Origin of the sequence: Pantoea cypripedii (assembly GCF_002095535.1) — a bacterium.
GTDB lineage: Bacteria > Pseudomonadota > Gammaproteobacteria > Enterobacterales > Enterobacteriaceae > Pantoea > Pantoea cypripedii.
Genome location: NZ_MLJI01000001.1, coordinates 2,473,042 through 2,488,184, shown reverse-complemented (window position 1 = coordinate 2,488,184; position 15,143 = coordinate 2,473,042). Strand labels below are relative to the sequence as shown.

Annotated in this window: 15 protein-coding genes; 7 read left to right on the top strand and 8 right to left on the bottom strand. The window is 55.2% G+C overall.

The features are described from left to right. Position 1: 1 nt before the first annotated feature. Genes prfA through kdsA form a run of 5 tightly spaced genes read left to right on the top strand, consistent with a single transcriptional unit; the run spans position 2 to position 4,012 of the window. Positions 2 to 1,084, top strand: coding sequence for a peptide chain release factor 1 (gene prfA, locus HA50_RS11535; RefSeq protein ID WP_084875509.1), 1,083 nt, complete (start codon positions 2 to 4; stop codon positions 1,082 to 1,084). Then, complete coding sequence (gene prmC / locus HA50_RS11530; protein WP_084875506.1) at positions 1,084 to 1,914, top strand: peptide chain release factor N(5)-glutamine methyltransferase; 831 nt, start codon at positions 1,084 to 1,086, stop codon at positions 1,912 to 1,914. Before prfA ends, prmC begins: the two co-directional genes overlap by 1 nt. A gap of 13 nt (positions 1,915 to 1,927) precedes the next feature. Continuing rightward, complete coding sequence (locus HA50_RS11525; RefSeq protein ID WP_084875503.1) at positions 1,928 to 2,326, top strand: SirB2 family protein; 399 nt, start codon at positions 1,928 to 1,930, stop codon at positions 2,324 to 2,326. After that, positions 2,323 to 3,132 (top strand): invasion regulator SirB1, encoded by an 810-nt coding sequence (sirB1, locus tag HA50_RS11520; RefSeq protein WP_084875501.1) that lies wholly within the window; start codon positions 2,323 to 2,325, stop codon positions 3,130 to 3,132. The genes HA50_RS11525 and sirB1 overlap by 4 nt, the downstream gene beginning before the upstream one ends. A gap of 25 nt (positions 3,133 to 3,157) precedes the next feature. After that, complete coding sequence (kdsA, locus tag HA50_RS11515) at positions 3,158 to 4,012, top strand: 3-deoxy-8-phosphooctulonate synthase (RefSeq protein WP_084875498.1); 855 nt, start codon at positions 3,158 to 3,160, stop codon at positions 4,010 to 4,012. Positions 4,013 to 4,069: 57 nt separating this feature from the next. Here kdsA and chaA read toward each other — a convergent pair whose 3' ends face one another. Continuing rightward, positions 4,070 to 5,161 carry a sodium-potassium/proton antiporter ChaA gene (chaA, locus tag HA50_RS11510; protein ID WP_084875495.1) on the bottom strand — a complete coding sequence of 364 codons (1,092 nt, stop codon included), beginning with the start codon at positions 5,159 to 5,161 and terminating at the stop codon, positions 4,070 to 4,072. A gap of 368 nt (positions 5,162 to 5,529) precedes the next feature. On the opposite strand from chaA, the gene chaB reads away from it, so the two are divergent. Both chaB and HA50_RS11500 read left to right on the top strand, forming a co-directional pair. After that, positions 5,530 to 5,760, top strand: coding sequence for a putative cation transport regulator ChaB (gene chaB, locus HA50_RS11505; RefSeq protein WP_084875493.1), 231 nt, complete (start codon positions 5,530 to 5,532; stop codon positions 5,758 to 5,760). 248 nt (positions 5,761 to 6,008) lie between these two features. Next, on the top strand, positions 6,009 to 6,686 hold the full coding sequence (locus tag HA50_RS11500) for a gamma-glutamylcyclotransferase (protein WP_167379246.1): 678 nt from the start codon (positions 6,009 to 6,011) through the stop codon (positions 6,684 to 6,686). On the opposite strand, the gene HA50_RS11495 is transcribed toward HA50_RS11500, so the two are convergent. The 7 genes from HA50_RS11495 to icmH all read right to left on the bottom strand — a co-directional run bounded on the left by HA50_RS11495 (position 6,683) and on the right by icmH (position 15,105). Beyond that, on the bottom strand, positions 6,683 to 8,095 hold the full coding sequence (locus tag HA50_RS11495) for a serine/threonine protein kinase (RefSeq protein ID WP_084875487.1): 1,413 nt from the start codon (positions 8,093 to 8,095) through the stop codon (positions 6,683 to 6,685). The two genes, HA50_RS11500 and HA50_RS11495, sit on opposite strands and share 4 nt — an antisense overlap. Positions 8,096 to 8,160: 65 nt before the next feature. Continuing rightward, entirely contained in the window at positions 8,161 to 9,111 is a 951-nt protein-coding gene (locus HA50_RS11490; protein WP_084875485.1) for a hypothetical protein, read from the bottom strand. A gap of 13 nt (positions 9,112 to 9,124) precedes the next feature. Next, entirely contained in the window at positions 9,125 to 9,901 is a 777-nt protein-coding gene (locus HA50_RS11485; protein ID WP_084875482.1) for a PP2C family protein-serine/threonine phosphatase, read from the bottom strand. Next, positions 9,898 to 11,028, bottom strand: a complete 1,131-nt coding sequence (gene tagH, locus HA50_RS11480) for a type VI secretion system-associated FHA domain protein TagH (RefSeq protein ID WP_084875479.1) — start codon at positions 11,026 to 11,028, stop codon at positions 9,898 to 9,900. Before tagH ends, HA50_RS11485 begins: the two co-directional genes overlap by 4 nt. Positions 11,029 to 11,064: 36 nt before the next feature. Next, positions 11,065 to 11,763 carry a type VI secretion system-associated protein TagF gene (tagF, locus tag HA50_RS11475; protein WP_084875476.1) on the bottom strand — a complete coding sequence of 233 codons (699 nt, stop codon included), beginning with the start codon at positions 11,761 to 11,763 and terminating at the stop codon, positions 11,065 to 11,067. A 13-nt stretch (positions 11,764 to 11,776) separates the two neighbouring features. Beyond that, the gene (gene tssM, locus HA50_RS11470; RefSeq protein ID WP_084875473.1) at positions 11,777 to 13,891 is read right to left on the bottom strand and encodes a type VI secretion system membrane subunit TssM; all 2,115 of its coding nucleotides are present in this window, start codon (positions 13,889 to 13,891) and stop codon (positions 11,777 to 11,779) included. Beyond that, positions 13,891 to 15,105 carry a type IVB secretion system protein IcmH/DotU gene (gene icmH, locus HA50_RS11465; RefSeq protein ID WP_084875470.1) on the bottom strand — a complete coding sequence of 405 codons (1,215 nt, stop codon included), beginning with the start codon at positions 15,103 to 15,105 and terminating at the stop codon, positions 13,891 to 13,893. The genes tssM and icmH overlap by 1 nt, the downstream gene beginning before the upstream one ends. Positions 15,106 to 15,143: the final 38 nt, after the last annotated feature.

The window sequence follows — 15,143 nt, the reverse complement described above, 5'->3', positions numbered from 1 at the left end:
CATGAAGACCTCTATTGTTGCCAAGCTGCAAGCGCTCCAGGAACGTCACGAAGAAGTGGAAGCGATGCTGGGCGATGCTGGCGTGATTGCCGATCAGGACCGTTTCCGTGCGCTGTCACGCGAATATGCACAGCTGTCTGACGTGACCCGTTGTTTCCGTGAATGGCAGCAGGTACAGGAAGATGTTGAGACGGCTGAGATGTTGCTCGACGATCCTGAAATGCGCGACATGGCGCAGGAAGAACTGAAAACCTCACGCGAAAAACGCGAAATACTGGAGCAGCAGTTGCAGGTATTGCTGCTGCCGAAGGATCCTGACGACGAGCGTCCCTGCTTCGTGGAAGTCCGTGCCGGCACCGGCGGTGATGAAGCGGCGATTTTTGCCGGGGACCTGTTCCGTATGTATAGCCGTTACGCGGAAGCGCGTCGCTGGCAGGTAGAAATTGTCAGCAGCAATGACGGCGAGCACGGCGGTTATAAAGAAGTTATCGCCCGCGTCATTGGCGATGGCGCTTATGGGCGCTTTAAGTTTGAGTCGGGTGGGCATCGCGTGCAGCGCGTTCCGGAAACGGAGTCGCAGGGCCGTATCCACACCTCAGCCTGCACCGTGGCGGTGATGCCTGAGTTGCCGGAAGCCGAACTGCCGGAAATCAATCCAGGCGACCTGAAAATTGATACTTTCCGCTCCTCCGGTGCCGGTGGGCAGCACGTTAACACCACCGATTCTGCTATCCGCATTACCCACCTGCCGACTGGTATTGTGGTGGAGTGTCAGGACGAGCGTTCGCAGCATAAAAACAAAGCGAAAGCGCTGGCCGTATTGGGTGCGCGCATTCATGCCGCTGAAATGGCGAAACGCCACGAAGCTGAAGCCTCAACGCGTCGCAATCTGCTGGGCAGTGGTGATCGCTCCGACCGTATCCGCACCTATAACTTCCCGCAGGGCAGGGTGACCGACCACCGCATCAACCTGACGCTTTATCGTCTGGACGAAACCATGGAAGGTAAGCTGGATACCCTGATTGAACCGATTGTGCAGGAATATCAGGCCGATCAGCTGGCGGCGCTGGCTGGACAGGATTAATGGACATCCGTCATTGGCTCCGGCAGGCCGTCACCACGCTCAGTGGTGGCGATAGCCCAAAACGCGATGCAGAAATTCTGCTGGCGTTTGTCACGGGCAAATCCCGCAGCTGGCTGGTGGCGTTTGATGATGCGCAGCTTGATGACACCCAGCTACAGCAACTCGATGCCCTGCTGGCACGTCGTGCAAGGGGTGAGCCAGTGGCGCATCTGGTGGGTGAACGCGAATTCTGGTCGCTGCCGTTACGCGTCAGTGACGTCACCCTGATCCCGCGTCCTGATACCGAAGTGCTGGTGGAGCAGGCGCTGGCCCATCTGCCTGCTGCTGCCGCAAACATACTTGACCTGGGCACCGGTACCGGTGCGATCGCGCTGGCGCTGGCCAGTGAGCGACCGGATTGCCAGGTTATCGGCAGCGATCGTGTTGCCGCTGCCGTGGCACTGGCGCAGGACAATGCGCAGCGTCTGCATATTGCCAACGCAACGTTTTTCCTCAGCCACTGGTTCAGCGATCTCCCCTCACAACGTTTTGACCTGATTGTCAGCAATCCTCCCTATATTGATGCCGCCGATGAACATCTGCAGCAAGGGGATGTACGTTTTGAACCCCTCAGCGCGTTGGTAGCCGATGATGCCGGACTGGCGGATCTTCGGGTCATTATCGCATCGGCACCGGACTGGCTTTTGCCGGGCGGCTGGCTTGTGCTGGAGCATGGCTGGCAGCAGGGTGAGGCAGTGCGTACCTTGCTGGTACAGCACGGCTATCAAGGGGTGAACACCGTAAACGATTACGGCGGTAATCCGCGTGTGACGCTTGGACAATTTCTCTGATTAAGGAAGCAAGATGGTTACCTGGTATCCACTGATCAAACATTTCCACCTGCTGACGGTGGTCATCACCATTAGCCTGTTCTTGCTGCGTTTCTACTGGCTTTGTACCGGTTCCGGGCAGTTGAACCGTCGCTGGGTGCGTATTGCGCCACATGTAAACGACACCTTTTTACTGTTGAGCGGCGTGCTGTTGGTCATGATTACGCACTTTTACCCGTTCTCACCACAAGGAAGCTGGCTGACGGAGAAGCTGATAGGGGTTATTATCTACATCGCCTTAGGTTCCGTGGCACTAAGTCGTCGCCCACGCAAGATGAGTATCCACTGGATTGCCTGTTTGCTGGCTATCGTGGCGTTGCTGGTCGTGTATAAGCTGGCGATGACCAAAGTGCCGTTATTGGGGATAGTATGACCTCGCCAGAGCAACTTGATTACAGTCAAACACCGTTAAGTGAAGCGGTTATTGGCGCAACCTGCGCCATCCGCGAAGATTTTTCTGCTCAATCCGTTGAGCTTCAGCTGGCTGCGTTGGTTGAAGAAGCGCGCGTTTATGTCAGCAGTGCAACGGATGCCGACCTGCAACTGGAAAAGTTGCTGGAGCTGTTTTATCGCCAGTGGGGATTTGGTGGTGCCAGTGGCGTCTACAATTTATCGGATGCGTTATGGATCGATAAGGTGCTGAAAAGCCGCCAGGGCACGGCAGTGTCACTGGGCGTGATCCTGCTGCATATCGCTGAGGAGCTGGAGTTGCCGCTGATGCCGGTAATTTTCCCGACGCAGATGATTCTGCGTGCGGACTGGCTGGATGGCGAAATGTGGCTGATCAATCCGTTTAACGGTGAAACCCTTGATACCCATACGCTGGAAGTGTGGCTGAAGGGCAATATCAGCCCGACAGCGAAGCTCTATCAGGACGATCTCGACGAAGCGAAAACCGTCAGCGTGATGCGCAAAATGCTCGATACGCTGAAAGCGGCGCTGATGGAAGAGAAGAAGATGGAGCTGGCGCTGAATGTCAGCCAGGTGCTGTTGCAAATCGATCCGGATGACCCGTATGAAATCCGCGATCGGGGTTTGATCTACGCTCAGCTGGAATGTGAACATATCGCGCTGAACGATCTTACTTACTTTGTTGAGCAGTGTCCGGAAGACCCGGTGAGCGAAATGATTCGGGTGCAGATCCACGCAATTGAACAAAAACAGGTCACGCTGCACTAAGCGTACCTCTGAATAAGGAAAGGGCATGACACAGAAAGTAGTCAGTATTGGTGATATCAAGGTCGCAAACGATCTGCCGTTTGTTCTGTTTGGCGGCATGAACGTGCTGGAGTCGCGCGACCTCGCCATGCGTATCTGCGAACACTACGTGAAAGTAACCGATAAACTCGGCATCCCTTACGTGTTCAAAGCCTCTTTTGATAAAGCCAACCGTTCTTCAATCCATTCCTATCGTGGTCCGGGTCTGGAAGAAGGCATGAAGATTTTTCAGGAGCTGAAACAGGCGTTTGGCGTGAAAATCATTACTGACGTGCATGAAGCGGCGCAGGCACAGCCCGTTGCTGATGTGGTGGACGTGATTCAGCTGCCAGCGTTCCTGGCACGTCAGACTGACCTGGTTGAAGCGATGGCGAAAACCGGTGCGGTGATTAACGTGAAGAAACCGCAGTTTGTCAGTCCGGGTCAGATGGGCAACATCGTGGATAAATTTGCCGAAGGCGGCAACGATAAAGTCATTCTGTGCGACCGTGGCAGCAATTTCGGCTATGACAACCTTGTCGTGGATATGCTCGGTTTCAACGTCATGAAGAAAGTCACCAACAACAGCCCGGTGATTTTCGACGTTACCCATGCGCTGCAAACCCGTGACCCGTTCGGTGCGGCATCAGGTGGACGTCGTGCGCAGGTCGGTGAACTGGCGCGTGCGGGCATGGCAGTGGGTATTGCCGGTCTGTTTATCGAAGCGCATCCGGAGCCGAACAGCGCCAAATGTGATGGTCCGTCAGCGCTGCCGCTCGACAAACTGGAACCTTTCCTGGTACAGATGAAAGCCATTGATGATCTGGTAAAAAGCTTCCCGGAACTGGATACCAGCAATTAATTTGCCGGTTGAGGGAGAAAAAGGCGTCGCGAGACGCCTTTTTTATTGCGCGTTCGGTTACAGCATAATCGTCATCAGATAGCCGACAAACAGAGCCAGGTGGGCCGCACCGTTAAGTACATTGGTACGCCCGGTGGAAAACGAAATATGGCACAGGATTAACACGGCGCTCATCATCACCATATGTGGCGGCTCCAGACCGAACACCAGCTGCTGGCCCGTCAGCGTAGCGATAATGGTCACCGCGGGTACCGTCAGGGAAATTGTCGCCAGCACGGACCCGAAAAACAGGTTCATTGCGCGTTGTACCTGGTTCATCAGCACCGCTTTGATCGCACCGAGTCCTTCCGGTGACAAAATCAGTAACGCCACCAGGAAGCCGGTAAATTGCTCCGGCGCATTCAATTCTGTCAGCAGATGTTCCAGCGTGTTGGCGTTCATTTTGGTCACGCTGATTACCGCAATCAGATGCACAATCAGCCAGGCGGTATGCCAGACAGAACTGTGTGCCGACGGCTTGCCATGATGCGGGTCGCCATCATCGCTCTCATCTTCGTGCTCATAAACAAACAAATTCTGGTGCGTTTTGGTCTGAATCAACAGAAAAACGCCATACATCGCCGCGGAAATTGCCGCAATCAGCAACGCCTGGGCAGTGGAGAAATTGCCGCCGGGTAACGCATTGGGGAACACCAATACCAGAATCGCCAGCGGAAAAATGGCGATCAGATACTGCTTAACGCCAACCAGATTGACGTACTGGGTAGCGAATTTACGTCCGCCGAGCAGCAGCGCAAAGCCGACCAGGCCTGCGGTCACAATCATAATGATGGAGTAAAGCGTATCGCGCATCAGTGCGGGTGCGGCATCGCCGGTTGCCATCAGCGCGGAGATCAGGCTGACCTCCAGAATCACCACCGACAAGCTGAGGATCAGCGAGCCATAGGGTTCACCCAGCCGGTGGGCCAGCACGTCAGCATGACGGACCACGCTGAATGCGCTGCTCAGAATAGCGACCAGTGCCAGCAAGTTAATGCCTACTACGGCCAGCAGGTTGGTTTGCCCGCCAAAAAAGCTCAATACTGCCAGGGCGACAATCGGGAAAATCAGGGAATACTCAGAATGTCGGGTTTTCTCATGTGCAGCCATTCACCATCCTCTCCGGAAAAAAGAACAAAATCAGGCAGTCAGTGCCTGATAAATATACGTGGTTTTACTGCGATGCGCAGTGTAACTTTTCAGCCACTTTGGTGTTGTATCTTTACGCGTTTTTACTTTTTATAAAATCATGCCAAACATGGGTAAAAAGTAAGGTTATCTCTATTTACGCCAATATTTTCATGGTGTTAATGGTAAATAAATAAAGATGATTATGGTGAATTTTTACTATTTAATTTCGGTTAATGACAAAAAATCGATGTTATAACCATATTTTTCTTTTTATAAGGTTAAAGTGACGGTTTGCGTTTTTATTTATCTGTTCCAGACTTATAAGGTGTGTTCGCAGGGGAGGAACTATGCCTTATTCATCAACACGTCAACTGCCTGACAGCGTCCGCCACGTGCTGCCAGCGCACGCGCAAAGCATCTATCAGAAAGCGTTTAACAGCGCCTGGGAAGAGTACAAGGATGAAGACGATCGGCGCGGCAATGATTCGCGTGAGAAAGTGGCACATAAGGTCGCCTGGGCAGCAGTGAAAAAAGATTACCAGAAGGGCGACGACAATAAATGGCATCCCAAACACTAATCTGTGCGGGTCTTTGCGGCCCGCTTCACACTTCTCAACCCATTCGACTTTCTCACCTCAAGTATCATGCCAGGCAGCCGATGCTATTTACGGGCAATTTACCCTTTGTGATCGGCATCAACCTTGAAAAAATTGTGACAAATGCATTAATGTCTTCTTAACAGGCAGCTTTGTGCTAGCCAAAGGTCATGAAATCAGTTTCAGCGGAGCCAAATCGACAGGATGTCAGGGGAGTTGAGGAGGTCGCATTGCTAACCCGGGAATTCTTATTAAAAGCGGATTGTAAAACATCATTCGGCGATATTGATGACACGCTGCTGTGGAGCTGTGAGCAACGTGCCGCTTCTCTCGCTGCCACGCTTGCCTGTCGGCCTGACCAAAGTCCGGTGTGGATTTTCGGTTACGGCTCGCTAATGTGGAACCCGGTTTTTGAGTCGGAAGAAGTGGCGTCAGGTCATCTTGATGGCTGGCATCGTGCTTTCTGTCTGCGGCTCACGGCCGGACGCGGTACCGCATCGCACCCTGGCCGCATGCTGGCGCTGAAAGAGGGCGGTAGCACCAGTGGCCTGGCGTTTCGCCTGCCGGAAGCGCGTCTGCATGAAGAGCTGGAATTGCTGTGGAAGCGTGAAATGATCACCGGATGCTATCTGCCCACCTGGTGTGAGCTGAAGCTGGACGATGGCCGCAGCGTATCCGCGCTGGTGTTTATTATGGACCCGCGCCATCCGCTGTTTGAAGCCGACTCCTGCCCCGGAACTATCGCCCCGTTAATTGCCCAGGCCAGCGGCCCGCTGGGCACCAACGCGCAATATCTTTTCGCGCTGGAGCAGGAACTGGCAAAACGCGGTATGCAGGAAGAAGGGTTAACGGTGCTTGCCAGCCAGGTCCGGGCGCTGCAACAGCATACAGCGCGCTTATCCTCTTAATTACCGGGATTAATCAGCCAGGTGCCAGGTTTATCAATGGTCAGCGTCTGGCTGTGAACCTGGCTGCCACTGTGCACTTCAATACGGTACTGGCCTGCCGGCACACTCAGTGACGCAAATCCGTTGCTGGCAGGCTTCACATTCTGCGCTTTCCCATTCAGCACGATATTCTCGCCGCTCTGCAAACGCAGATAGAGGGTTGCCAGCATCGGTGTGCCGCTAACGGCTTTGCTGGCTTCTGCGGCCGCAGGCGCGCCTGAGTTCGCTAATGGCACTGCCACTTCACGATGATTCACTTTCCAGACGGCAACGATCACCGCCAGCAGCGCAACGGCAGCGACTGCCAGCAGGCCAGGTGATAAACGTCGCACATTGCGTGGGGTGACCGGTTCAATGGCCGCAGCCGCATGGTTAACCCCCATGATCTGGGGTTCAGGAATGATGATCGCCGGTTCAGGTTCCGCTGGCGTTTCGCTGACGCTGGTATAGCGGGCTACCAGCGCTTCGACATCGCTGACCGGTAAGTCGATCAGGCTGGCGAAAGCATCAATGGTTTGTGGCCGGTCAGTGGGTTTCATCGCCAGCGCGCAGTCGATGGCATGCAGCAGGGGCAGCGAATAGCCTGCCGGTTTGCGTTCTACCAGCGGCTGATAGTTGTCTTCAATGCAGCGCACCACGGAAACCGGTGGCGCATAGCCGGTAATCAGATTATGCAGTACCGCGCCCAGCGCGTAGATGTCGGTCCAGGGACCCTGTTCGCCTTCACCTTCTTCGCTGTATTGTTCAATGGGCGCAAAACCGGGCTTCAGCATAATCTCGGTTTCATCGGACAGGTTGCCAATCTCTTTGCGCGCGGAGCCGAAATCCAGCAGCACGGGCAGCTGGTTTTCCTGAATCTGGATATTATCCAGTGAGATATCACGATGCAGGTAGCCCGCCTGATGAATAGTATTGATGGCGCCAAACAGCGGCGGCAGCAGGCGACGTATCCAGGCTTCGTTGACGCTTTCCGGGCTGGTCAGCTGCCACTCTTTCAGCGTCATGCCGCTGTAGTAGAGCGTCCCCATGTAGGCGGTGCCGTTCTCTTCCCAGAAACGCAATACGTGCAGTAGGCCGGGATGATTAAAACGTGCCAGCAGACGGGCTTCCTGTATAAAGCTGTTGCGACCGGCGTTGAACAGCTTCTGAAAGCGCTCGCCGCGCAGCTCCAGCGACAGATCAGCAGCACGAACGGCCAGTGAAACCGGCATATATTCTTTGATGGCGATAGTGCGCTCCAGCTGGTGATCCCAGGCACGGTAAACAATGCCGAAACCACCGCCGCCAATCACATCCTTGATTTCAAACTCATTGAACCGGTAACCCGCAGGCAGGGCGTTGGGTACTTTCTGATTATCGTTTGCCGACATAGTGAACTCTCTGAACACGTCCTGTAGCGCCCGGCCATCGCGATGACATGGGCAACGACCGCTAATTAATTAATGTTACGCCAGGCACCAATCGCGGGATCGGCGAGATCCGCATGCAGGGTGTCAATCAGTAACACAGTCACTTTTTGCTGTGGCATAAACTGTGGCGTCCAAACGCCACGTAAGGTATCAACCCGCTTTTTAACGGCATCGCTATCCTGTCCAGCGGTCTTATCCATTTTGATCAGTAAAGTCCCGGTAAAACGCCAAAGGTGCTGTTGTGCATCAAATGGCAACACCAACCAACTGTCATTAGCATCAGGACGCGCCACGATCATGCGCTGGTTATTCACGGCCACCACCTGCAATGCTGTCGCGCTCAGGTTGAGATCGGCGATGGGATAACCCTGATAAAAATTAACTGACTGCTTGCGGGTCTGTCCGGCACTCATCAGCGTGAGTTCGCTTGCACCTTCCAGCCAGCCTTCACTGGAGCAATGCTGCTGGGGACTCTCCGGGACAAATAACGATTCCCCTTTCTCATCCCATGACGTCCGGAAATGGCAGCCACCGGGTAGCGCAAATTGCTGCAATGGTGTGCTGTCCGCAGGACGCGATAAATCAAGCGGTGCGGCATTATCGTTGCTGGCACTGGCCGTGGCGTCATTCAGCACAATCGGTCGCCAGTTCTGCAATTTAGTGGCACTGCCGTTCGCCAGTACGCTGCCGTCTTTATCGGTCATTTGCCACGGAATGACATCAAGCGTGCCGCACTGATTCGCCAGTAACGTCCCGACGCGTGGCAGGAAACTGGTGAGCACGCTGGAGTCGGTGCTTTTCCCCGAGACAATGCGCAGCGGCAGCGTCTCTTTACACCAGTCGTTCGGCGCATTACTGGCCACGTCATCGATATACACTTCCAGTGAGAGGCTCGGCGAGTACACCACCCGATAATCTTCTGCCTGTGCATTCAGGGTAAGCAGCAAGGTCGCTAAGCCCGGCAACCACAATTTCATATGAATCCTTGCATCAATAACGTGACGGCAGAAAACGTGCCGCATCAGCCTGGGAATAAAGCAGCGTTGCTTCCTGTGGCTCGCCAATCCAAATCGCCAGAGCACTCAGATTGTCGCTTTTTACGCTGCGGTTAACGGCTTGTTCCATCAATGCCAGCCACTCTTCGCAGGCATTCACCATGCGCAGTGCCTGTTCCATTTCTTCGGTGGTCAGGTTGAGCCAAAATCCGTCGGTGCAGACAAGAAATGCGTCGCCATCCTCCAGCGCAATCACATCGCTAAATGTGGCGGGTTTCGCCGGTTCAACGCCCAGCGCATTATAGAGTAAATTACTGTTAATGCCGGTATTTTCATAGCCAGCTTCGCGTAACTGCTGGGCAAGACTGTGGTCGCGAGTGACCTGGTGCAGCGTACCGTGACGGAAGTGATAAACCCGGCTGTCACCCGCGTGCGCCCACCACGCGCATTGTTTTTCCCGGTCAATAAACAGGGCGGCGAGCGTGGTACTCATGCGGGAAAAATTCGGATTCTTTCCCTGCGCGTCCAGCAACACGCGCTGGCAAAGTTTCACCGCTTCACAGGTGACTTCCGGGGTGAAGTCATCATTGTCCTGCAATGCACCCAGCAGCGTGTCACGCACCAGCTGTGCCGCCATGTCACCACCGGGTAAACCCGCGACGCCATCACAGACCAGAAAACAGGCTTTATGCTCGTCAAGTTTCGCACCGGTGCGATCCTGATTTTCATCGCGCATACCCTGCTGGCAGCGACTGGCAAACATCATCTTCATGCGTCTTCGGTCCGCGTTTGTGAGTCCTTGTATTGATTGACTTCCATGTCGTAGGCATGAAGAAAGGCTTCGCCGAACAGGGTATGGAAGTCATCTTCAATCTCACCGGCGGTGCGCTGATAATGACGGGAAAAATGGTCCCACAGCGCGGCTTTGCGGGTATTGGAAAACGGCATTTTCGGCATGGCACCATCGCGCCGTGCCTGTTCTTCCAGCCGTTGCGGATTGAACGATTGCAGCATCGCCGCAATGATGGCGCGAATCCCGGCGATCATCCCGAGCTGATGCGCCTGTAAATCCACCAGCGCATCACGTACCGCCGTTTCCGGTGGCATAAAGCCCGGCATCTGGCTCTGGTACATCTGCATCAACACGGTTTTACCGGAGGGCAGGATCTTGAATGGGTTATTGGCCTCATTGAGGATCATCGTCATGTCAGCTTTTACGCCGCGCTTGAGAATCGAGCGCGAGGAGAGCAGCGCCACGGTTCCCTGCGAGAACAGACTCAGCATGCGGCCAGTGACCCGCATTTGGTCTTCATTTATCGGCGTCTGATGGCCGTTATTCAGCCCCATTCCCTCCAGCAAAGCCGTAATCAGTTTATCCTGGTCGCTGCCGGACATGATGGCAGGCAGGGCGGAGGAATCGCTCTGTGGATCGATACCCAGGCGGGCATCGCTGTGGCGTTCAGAGCGTGTTACCAGGGGTTCGGAGATAACATTCTCAGCAGGAATATGCAGGCCATCCAGCATGCCGAGGGGGTCGCTTTCGCTGGCAGCAAACAACGCCAGTGGATCATCTTTTTGCGTGGAGGTACGCACCGGATCGCGGACCTCCAGGCCATAATCGCCAATCTTAAGCGTGTCGCCATGCTGCAGGACCGCCTGCGCGCCACGGGGTAGTGCCGCACCATTCAACATCACCGAGGTGACACTTCCCTGATTGGTCAGACGGCATTCGCCTTCTGGCGACAGATGTACCAGTGCCTGCAGGCGCGAAATGGCCCGCGATTCATCCGGCAGCACCAGGTCATTATCCTGGCTACGGCCGATGGTGCCGCCGGGGGGCTTAAACGCCACCGTTTTTGCCGGCACATCCGTATTGCATTGCACAATGGTAAATTCCATGAGTCTTCCCGTTTTCAGAGGGCAAACGTCGCGGCCTTATTCGAACATCGGCGGATAAAGACCGTTACGTCCCGGCTGCGCACCAGACGCCGGGTTAAACAATAACGAAAAAAGCTGCGCGGTGAGCGGGCCACTGTGTTTATGCGTGGCGTGAGCAAAACCGTCACTGCGATTACTCCACCAGTAGCTGATATGCTGCTGGGGATCAAACTGGTCTGCCACTTCACGCCAGCTCAGCGTGCTGGGCAGATCGTCAAAACCGATGACATCCATGATGTCCGAGCGACGTTTTTCCGGCACCAGCAAAGGTGAAACCTGCTGTATCGCCTGTTCCAGTTGCTCTGCTGTCTGTGCTTCACGCACTGCGTGCCACAGTGTCGCGCCCAGTTCCTGGAACCACTCGCCGGAAATCGCCAGCTGCGCTGGATGCCACTGGTTGAGTGGAAAATGGTGCAATGCCAGCAACGGCCAGGCGCGACCGACACGATCGCACGAGGGCAGCAGGCAACCCATTTGCACTTGCTGGCGCAGTGGCGAAATCGGCAAAACAAAATTCCACACCGGTGCCGCAAGAAAATGCTGGGTGCTGGCATCATTATCCGGTTGCCCGTGCAGCAATCCCTGTTGAAACCAATGGCTCCAGGATGTCACGGTATTTTCACTGAGACGCTGACGCAGGAAATCACCGGTTGAAGGCAATTTCCCGTACCAGCCTGGGGCGATATAGGTCGCCATCGTTACCTCACCATTACTCACTGCGTCCGGTCAATCGCTGTGCAGCCTTTAACGGCGCGAGCGTCAGCGTATTGCCATTCTGACCTGCATTTTTCAGATTTTCCGCAAGCTTACGCATCATCAACGCATTGTCGCTGGCATAAGGCGAAGACTGAATCTGCTGATCCAGCAGCTGGCTGAGATGCCAGTCCAGTTGTTGTAAATCGCGAGCGCTGACATTAGCGGGCAGAGAACGTTGCAGGTTTTGCATCAGCCAGCCGCGCAGAAACTCACCGTCATAATTGCGAGGCTGATACAACATTTGATAGGCCCGCAAGGCGTTGCGGCTGTATTCATTGTCGGTGCCGGGATCGTCACGCAGCAGATTGGTAATTTGCTGTGCCACGCGAGGCAACAATAAAGACTTTAAGGCGTTTTGATAAAGCACCCATGCCGCGTCACTCACCTGATTACCGCGATACAAGCCGACACGCATGGTAAGCGGTGGATTGTCGAGGGAAAAGCGGTCCGAAAGCGGCAATTTAACCAGGTTATTTAAGAAGGGTAGCAGATCAAAAATATTATCAGCGGGCTGATGAATCACCTGCTGGCTCTGGCGGGTAATGGGCTCGATGCGAGCGGCGACCTGGTCGAGATAGCGCTGATTCTGGAGATAACTTGCCAGCCACAGACAGGAAAGCAGCAGCAGGGCACCCGTGAGGGCACCGTAGCCAATCCAGTGAAACAACCGGTTGCGATACTCCCAATGGCGGTTACTCCCGGCCAATCCGCTTTCACGAAATACCAAATCACTCAGCAGATTACGGATAAAAAAGCTTTGTCCTTTGGTACCGGGAATCGGGCTGCTGCGATTGACACTATCCCAGGCCGCAATGGTGTGCTGCCCAGCCAGCGGCAGCTGTAATTTACGGTTTAACTCACCCATGATGCGGTCAAAAGGGAGGCCTTCCTGGGTACCGCTGGTAAAAAACAACCCGCGTGCAGACCAGGCTACCGCATCCTGATGGCCGGAAAACACCACATCGAGATATTCGCTCAGCAGCGGTCGCAGAGAGCTGAATTCCTGCGGGAAAAGGAAACTGTCGGCACGTTGTGTCAGATCGCGATCCTGCGCCATCACCCCCGCCAGCTGCTGTTGCAGACGCTGTTCCAGCAGGTGGAAATGCTGATTGAAGCTGCGATGCCAGCTGTCCTTGTGCGGTTTACCTGGATCCCACGGAAAGGTGAAACCCCAGACGGCATCGCGCTGTTGCTTAGTCAGCGCCCCGTAAAAGCTGAGAAAACCTTTCAGTAGATCGGTTTTCGTCACCATCACATACACCGGGAAATGAATGCCGGTTTGCTGATGCAGCTCGACCATCCGCTGGCGCAGCGCGGTGGCCTGAGCATGGCGCGCTTCGGCTGAGTCGGTCAGCAGATCGGCCACGCTAATGGTAATGATGACGCCGTTAATCGGCTGACGGGTGCGATAGCGTTTCAGCAAATGGATAAAGTTTTGCCATTCGCTGGCGTCGCGTGCGCGCTGACTCTCCTGTAACGCATAGCGACCGGCGGTGTCGATCAGTACCGCGCTGTCGGTAAACCACCAGTCGCAATGGCGTGTTCCGCCAACACCACGGATTGCCGCGTTGCCAAGGCTATCGGTAAGGGGAAAATCCAGCCCGGCATTGAGCAGGGCGGTGGTCTTACCGGCTCCTGGAGCGCCAATGATCACATACCAGGGTAACTGATAGAGATAGTGGCTCTGAAATCGTGCCAGCCAGCTTTGCTGTGGACGTCGGCCAAACTGGGTGCGCTTCAGGCGCTGTGCGGCTTCACTGAAACGTTGTGTCAGTAAGGTTTCGGTTGCCTGGCGATCGCTTAACTCTTCACTGCTGTCCTGTTGCAGACGGGTGAGGAGTTTACTGTTAAACCACCCCCGCCAGATTGCCGGGATAAACTGGAACAGAACCCAGAAAAAATAGAGGAAACCTACCACCAGCTGGCGTGGCCACACTGGTTCGAGCGGGCGGGTATCGCCCCAGCTCCACAGCGGACCGAGTATCCACAGCACGCAACTCAGCGCGCTGACACCAATAAAGCTCCACAGCAGGCGGTGGGTTAATAAATGCTGAAGTGATGCGCGCATCACTGGCCTCCCTGATGATTGCTGAGGGTTTCCGGTGCCGCGAATAGGGTGATTTCCACCCGGCGGTTGCGGGCGCGGTTTTCATTGCTGTCGTTGGGCAGCAGGGGATTGCTGTCGCCTCGTCCTTCGGCTTTGACGTTGTGCCCCTCAGCCAGCTGCGGATTGAGCAGCTGCGCCACAGCGCGCGCGCGGGCAAAGGAGAATTCATAGCTGGAGGCGAAGCGTCCATCCACCGCGCTGTCATCGGTATACACCGAGACCAGCACCGTACCTTTCACTGATTTCATTGCACTGGCGACGTGGGCCAGCAGGGCGCGTCCCACCTGATTGACGACCGTACCGTCGGCGGCAAACAGCTTATCGGCGGGGATGATCACCTTGCTCCCAAATGCACCATCGCTGACTTCCAGTTGCCCGGCGGCGATCACATCGTTAAGGCGCTGATGCAGGTCAAGCAGTGCCTGGGGGGAGGTCGGGCGGCGTCCTGGCGTAATTTGCGGTAACGGTGTTTGATAGATGGCGCGCAGCAAGGGTTCTGCGGCGTTGCCCAGACGCCAGTTCAGGCCACTGTAGATCAGGCAGGCCACCAGGGCCGCCAGTGTGACGCAGGCCCACAGCGGCACCATTGGACGGGATAAGCTGCTCACCAGCGGATGGACCTCCACCAGGCGAGCCATGGCGGCAGCGTTATCCGGACGGGTTTCGGCAATCAAATGCGCCAGGCGTTTACGGATGATTTCGCACTGCGCAGGGCCGTTCTCACTGCCGCGATAGCGGCCTTCGTACCCCAGCAGCAGACAATAGTGGATCACTTCCAGCAGCCACAGATGTTGTTCCGGGTTTTGTGAAATGCGTGACAGCAGTTGAAAGACCTTTTCGCCGCCCCAGCTTTCATTATGGAAAGTCACCAGCATGCCATTACCGGACCAGACACCACGGGTGCCCCACGGCGTTTGCGCAGCGGCTTCATCCAGCAGGCTACACAGGCAATAGCGGGCGCCAATAATCATCTCAAACGGTAAACCGGCTTGTTTACAGCGGTTTTCGAACTGGCGGACTTCATCGATGAGTAGCTGACGCAGCCCGGCAGGATCGTCATGCGTAGCGGCCTGCCGAATCTGAACGACGGCATTGAGGATTGGGGCTGCGGCAGTCAATAAAAGGTTATCATTGCCCGCGACGTTCGCATCACGTGCAGGAGCGTCCTGAGTCATTAAATCGTGTTCTTCCAGGCAATAGTGAAACTCTCTGC

Excerpts from the sequence above, each read along its gene's own strand:
- prfA (WP_084875509.1), top strand. The coding sequence starts at position 2 with ATGAAGACCTCTATTGTTGCCAAGCTGCAAGCGCTCCAGGAACGTCAC.
- prmC (WP_084875506.1), top strand. The coding sequence starts at position 1,084 with ATGGACATCCGTCATTGGCTCCGGCAGGCCGTCACCACGCTCAGTGGT.
- HA50_RS11525 (WP_084875503.1), top strand. The coding sequence starts at position 1,928 with ATGGTTACCTGGTATCCACTGATCAAACATTTCCACCTGCTGACGGTG.
- sirB1 (WP_084875501.1), top strand. The coding sequence starts at position 2,323 with ATGACCTCGCCAGAGCAACTTGATTACAGTCAAACACCGTTAAGTGAA.
- kdsA (WP_084875498.1), top strand. The coding sequence starts at position 3,158 with ATGACACAGAAAGTAGTCAGTATTGGTGATATCAAGGTCGCAAACGAT.
- chaA (WP_084875495.1), bottom strand. The coding sequence starts at position 5,161 with ATGGCTGCACATGAGAAAACCCGACATTCTGAGTATTCCCTGATTTTC.
- chaB (WP_084875493.1), top strand. The coding sequence starts at position 5,530 with ATGCCTTATTCATCAACACGTCAACTGCCTGACAGCGTCCGCCACGTG.
- HA50_RS11495 (WP_084875487.1), bottom strand. The coding sequence starts at position 8,095 with ATGTCGGCAAACGATAATCAGAAAGTACCCAACGCCCTGCCTGCGGGT.
- HA50_RS11490 (WP_084875485.1), bottom strand. The coding sequence starts at position 9,111 with ATGAAATTGTGGTTGCCGGGCTTAGCGACCTTGCTGCTTACCCTGAAT.
- HA50_RS11485 (WP_084875482.1), bottom strand. The coding sequence starts at position 9,901 with ATGAAGATGATGTTTGCCAGTCGCTGCCAGCAGGGTATGCGCGATGAA.
- tagH (WP_084875479.1), bottom strand. The coding sequence starts at position 11,028 with ATGGAATTTACCATTGTGCAATGCAATACGGATGTGCCGGCAAAAACG.
- tagF (WP_084875476.1), bottom strand. The coding sequence starts at position 11,763 with ATGGCGACCTATATCGCCCCAGGCTGGTACGGGAAATTGCCTTCAACC.
- tssM (WP_084875473.1), bottom strand. The coding sequence starts at position 13,891 with ATGCGCGCATCACTTCAGCATTTATTAACCCACCGCCTGCTGTGGAGC.
- icmH (WP_084875470.1), bottom strand. The coding sequence starts at position 15,105 with ATGACTCAGGACGCTCCTGCACGTGATGCGAACGTCGCGGGCAATGAT.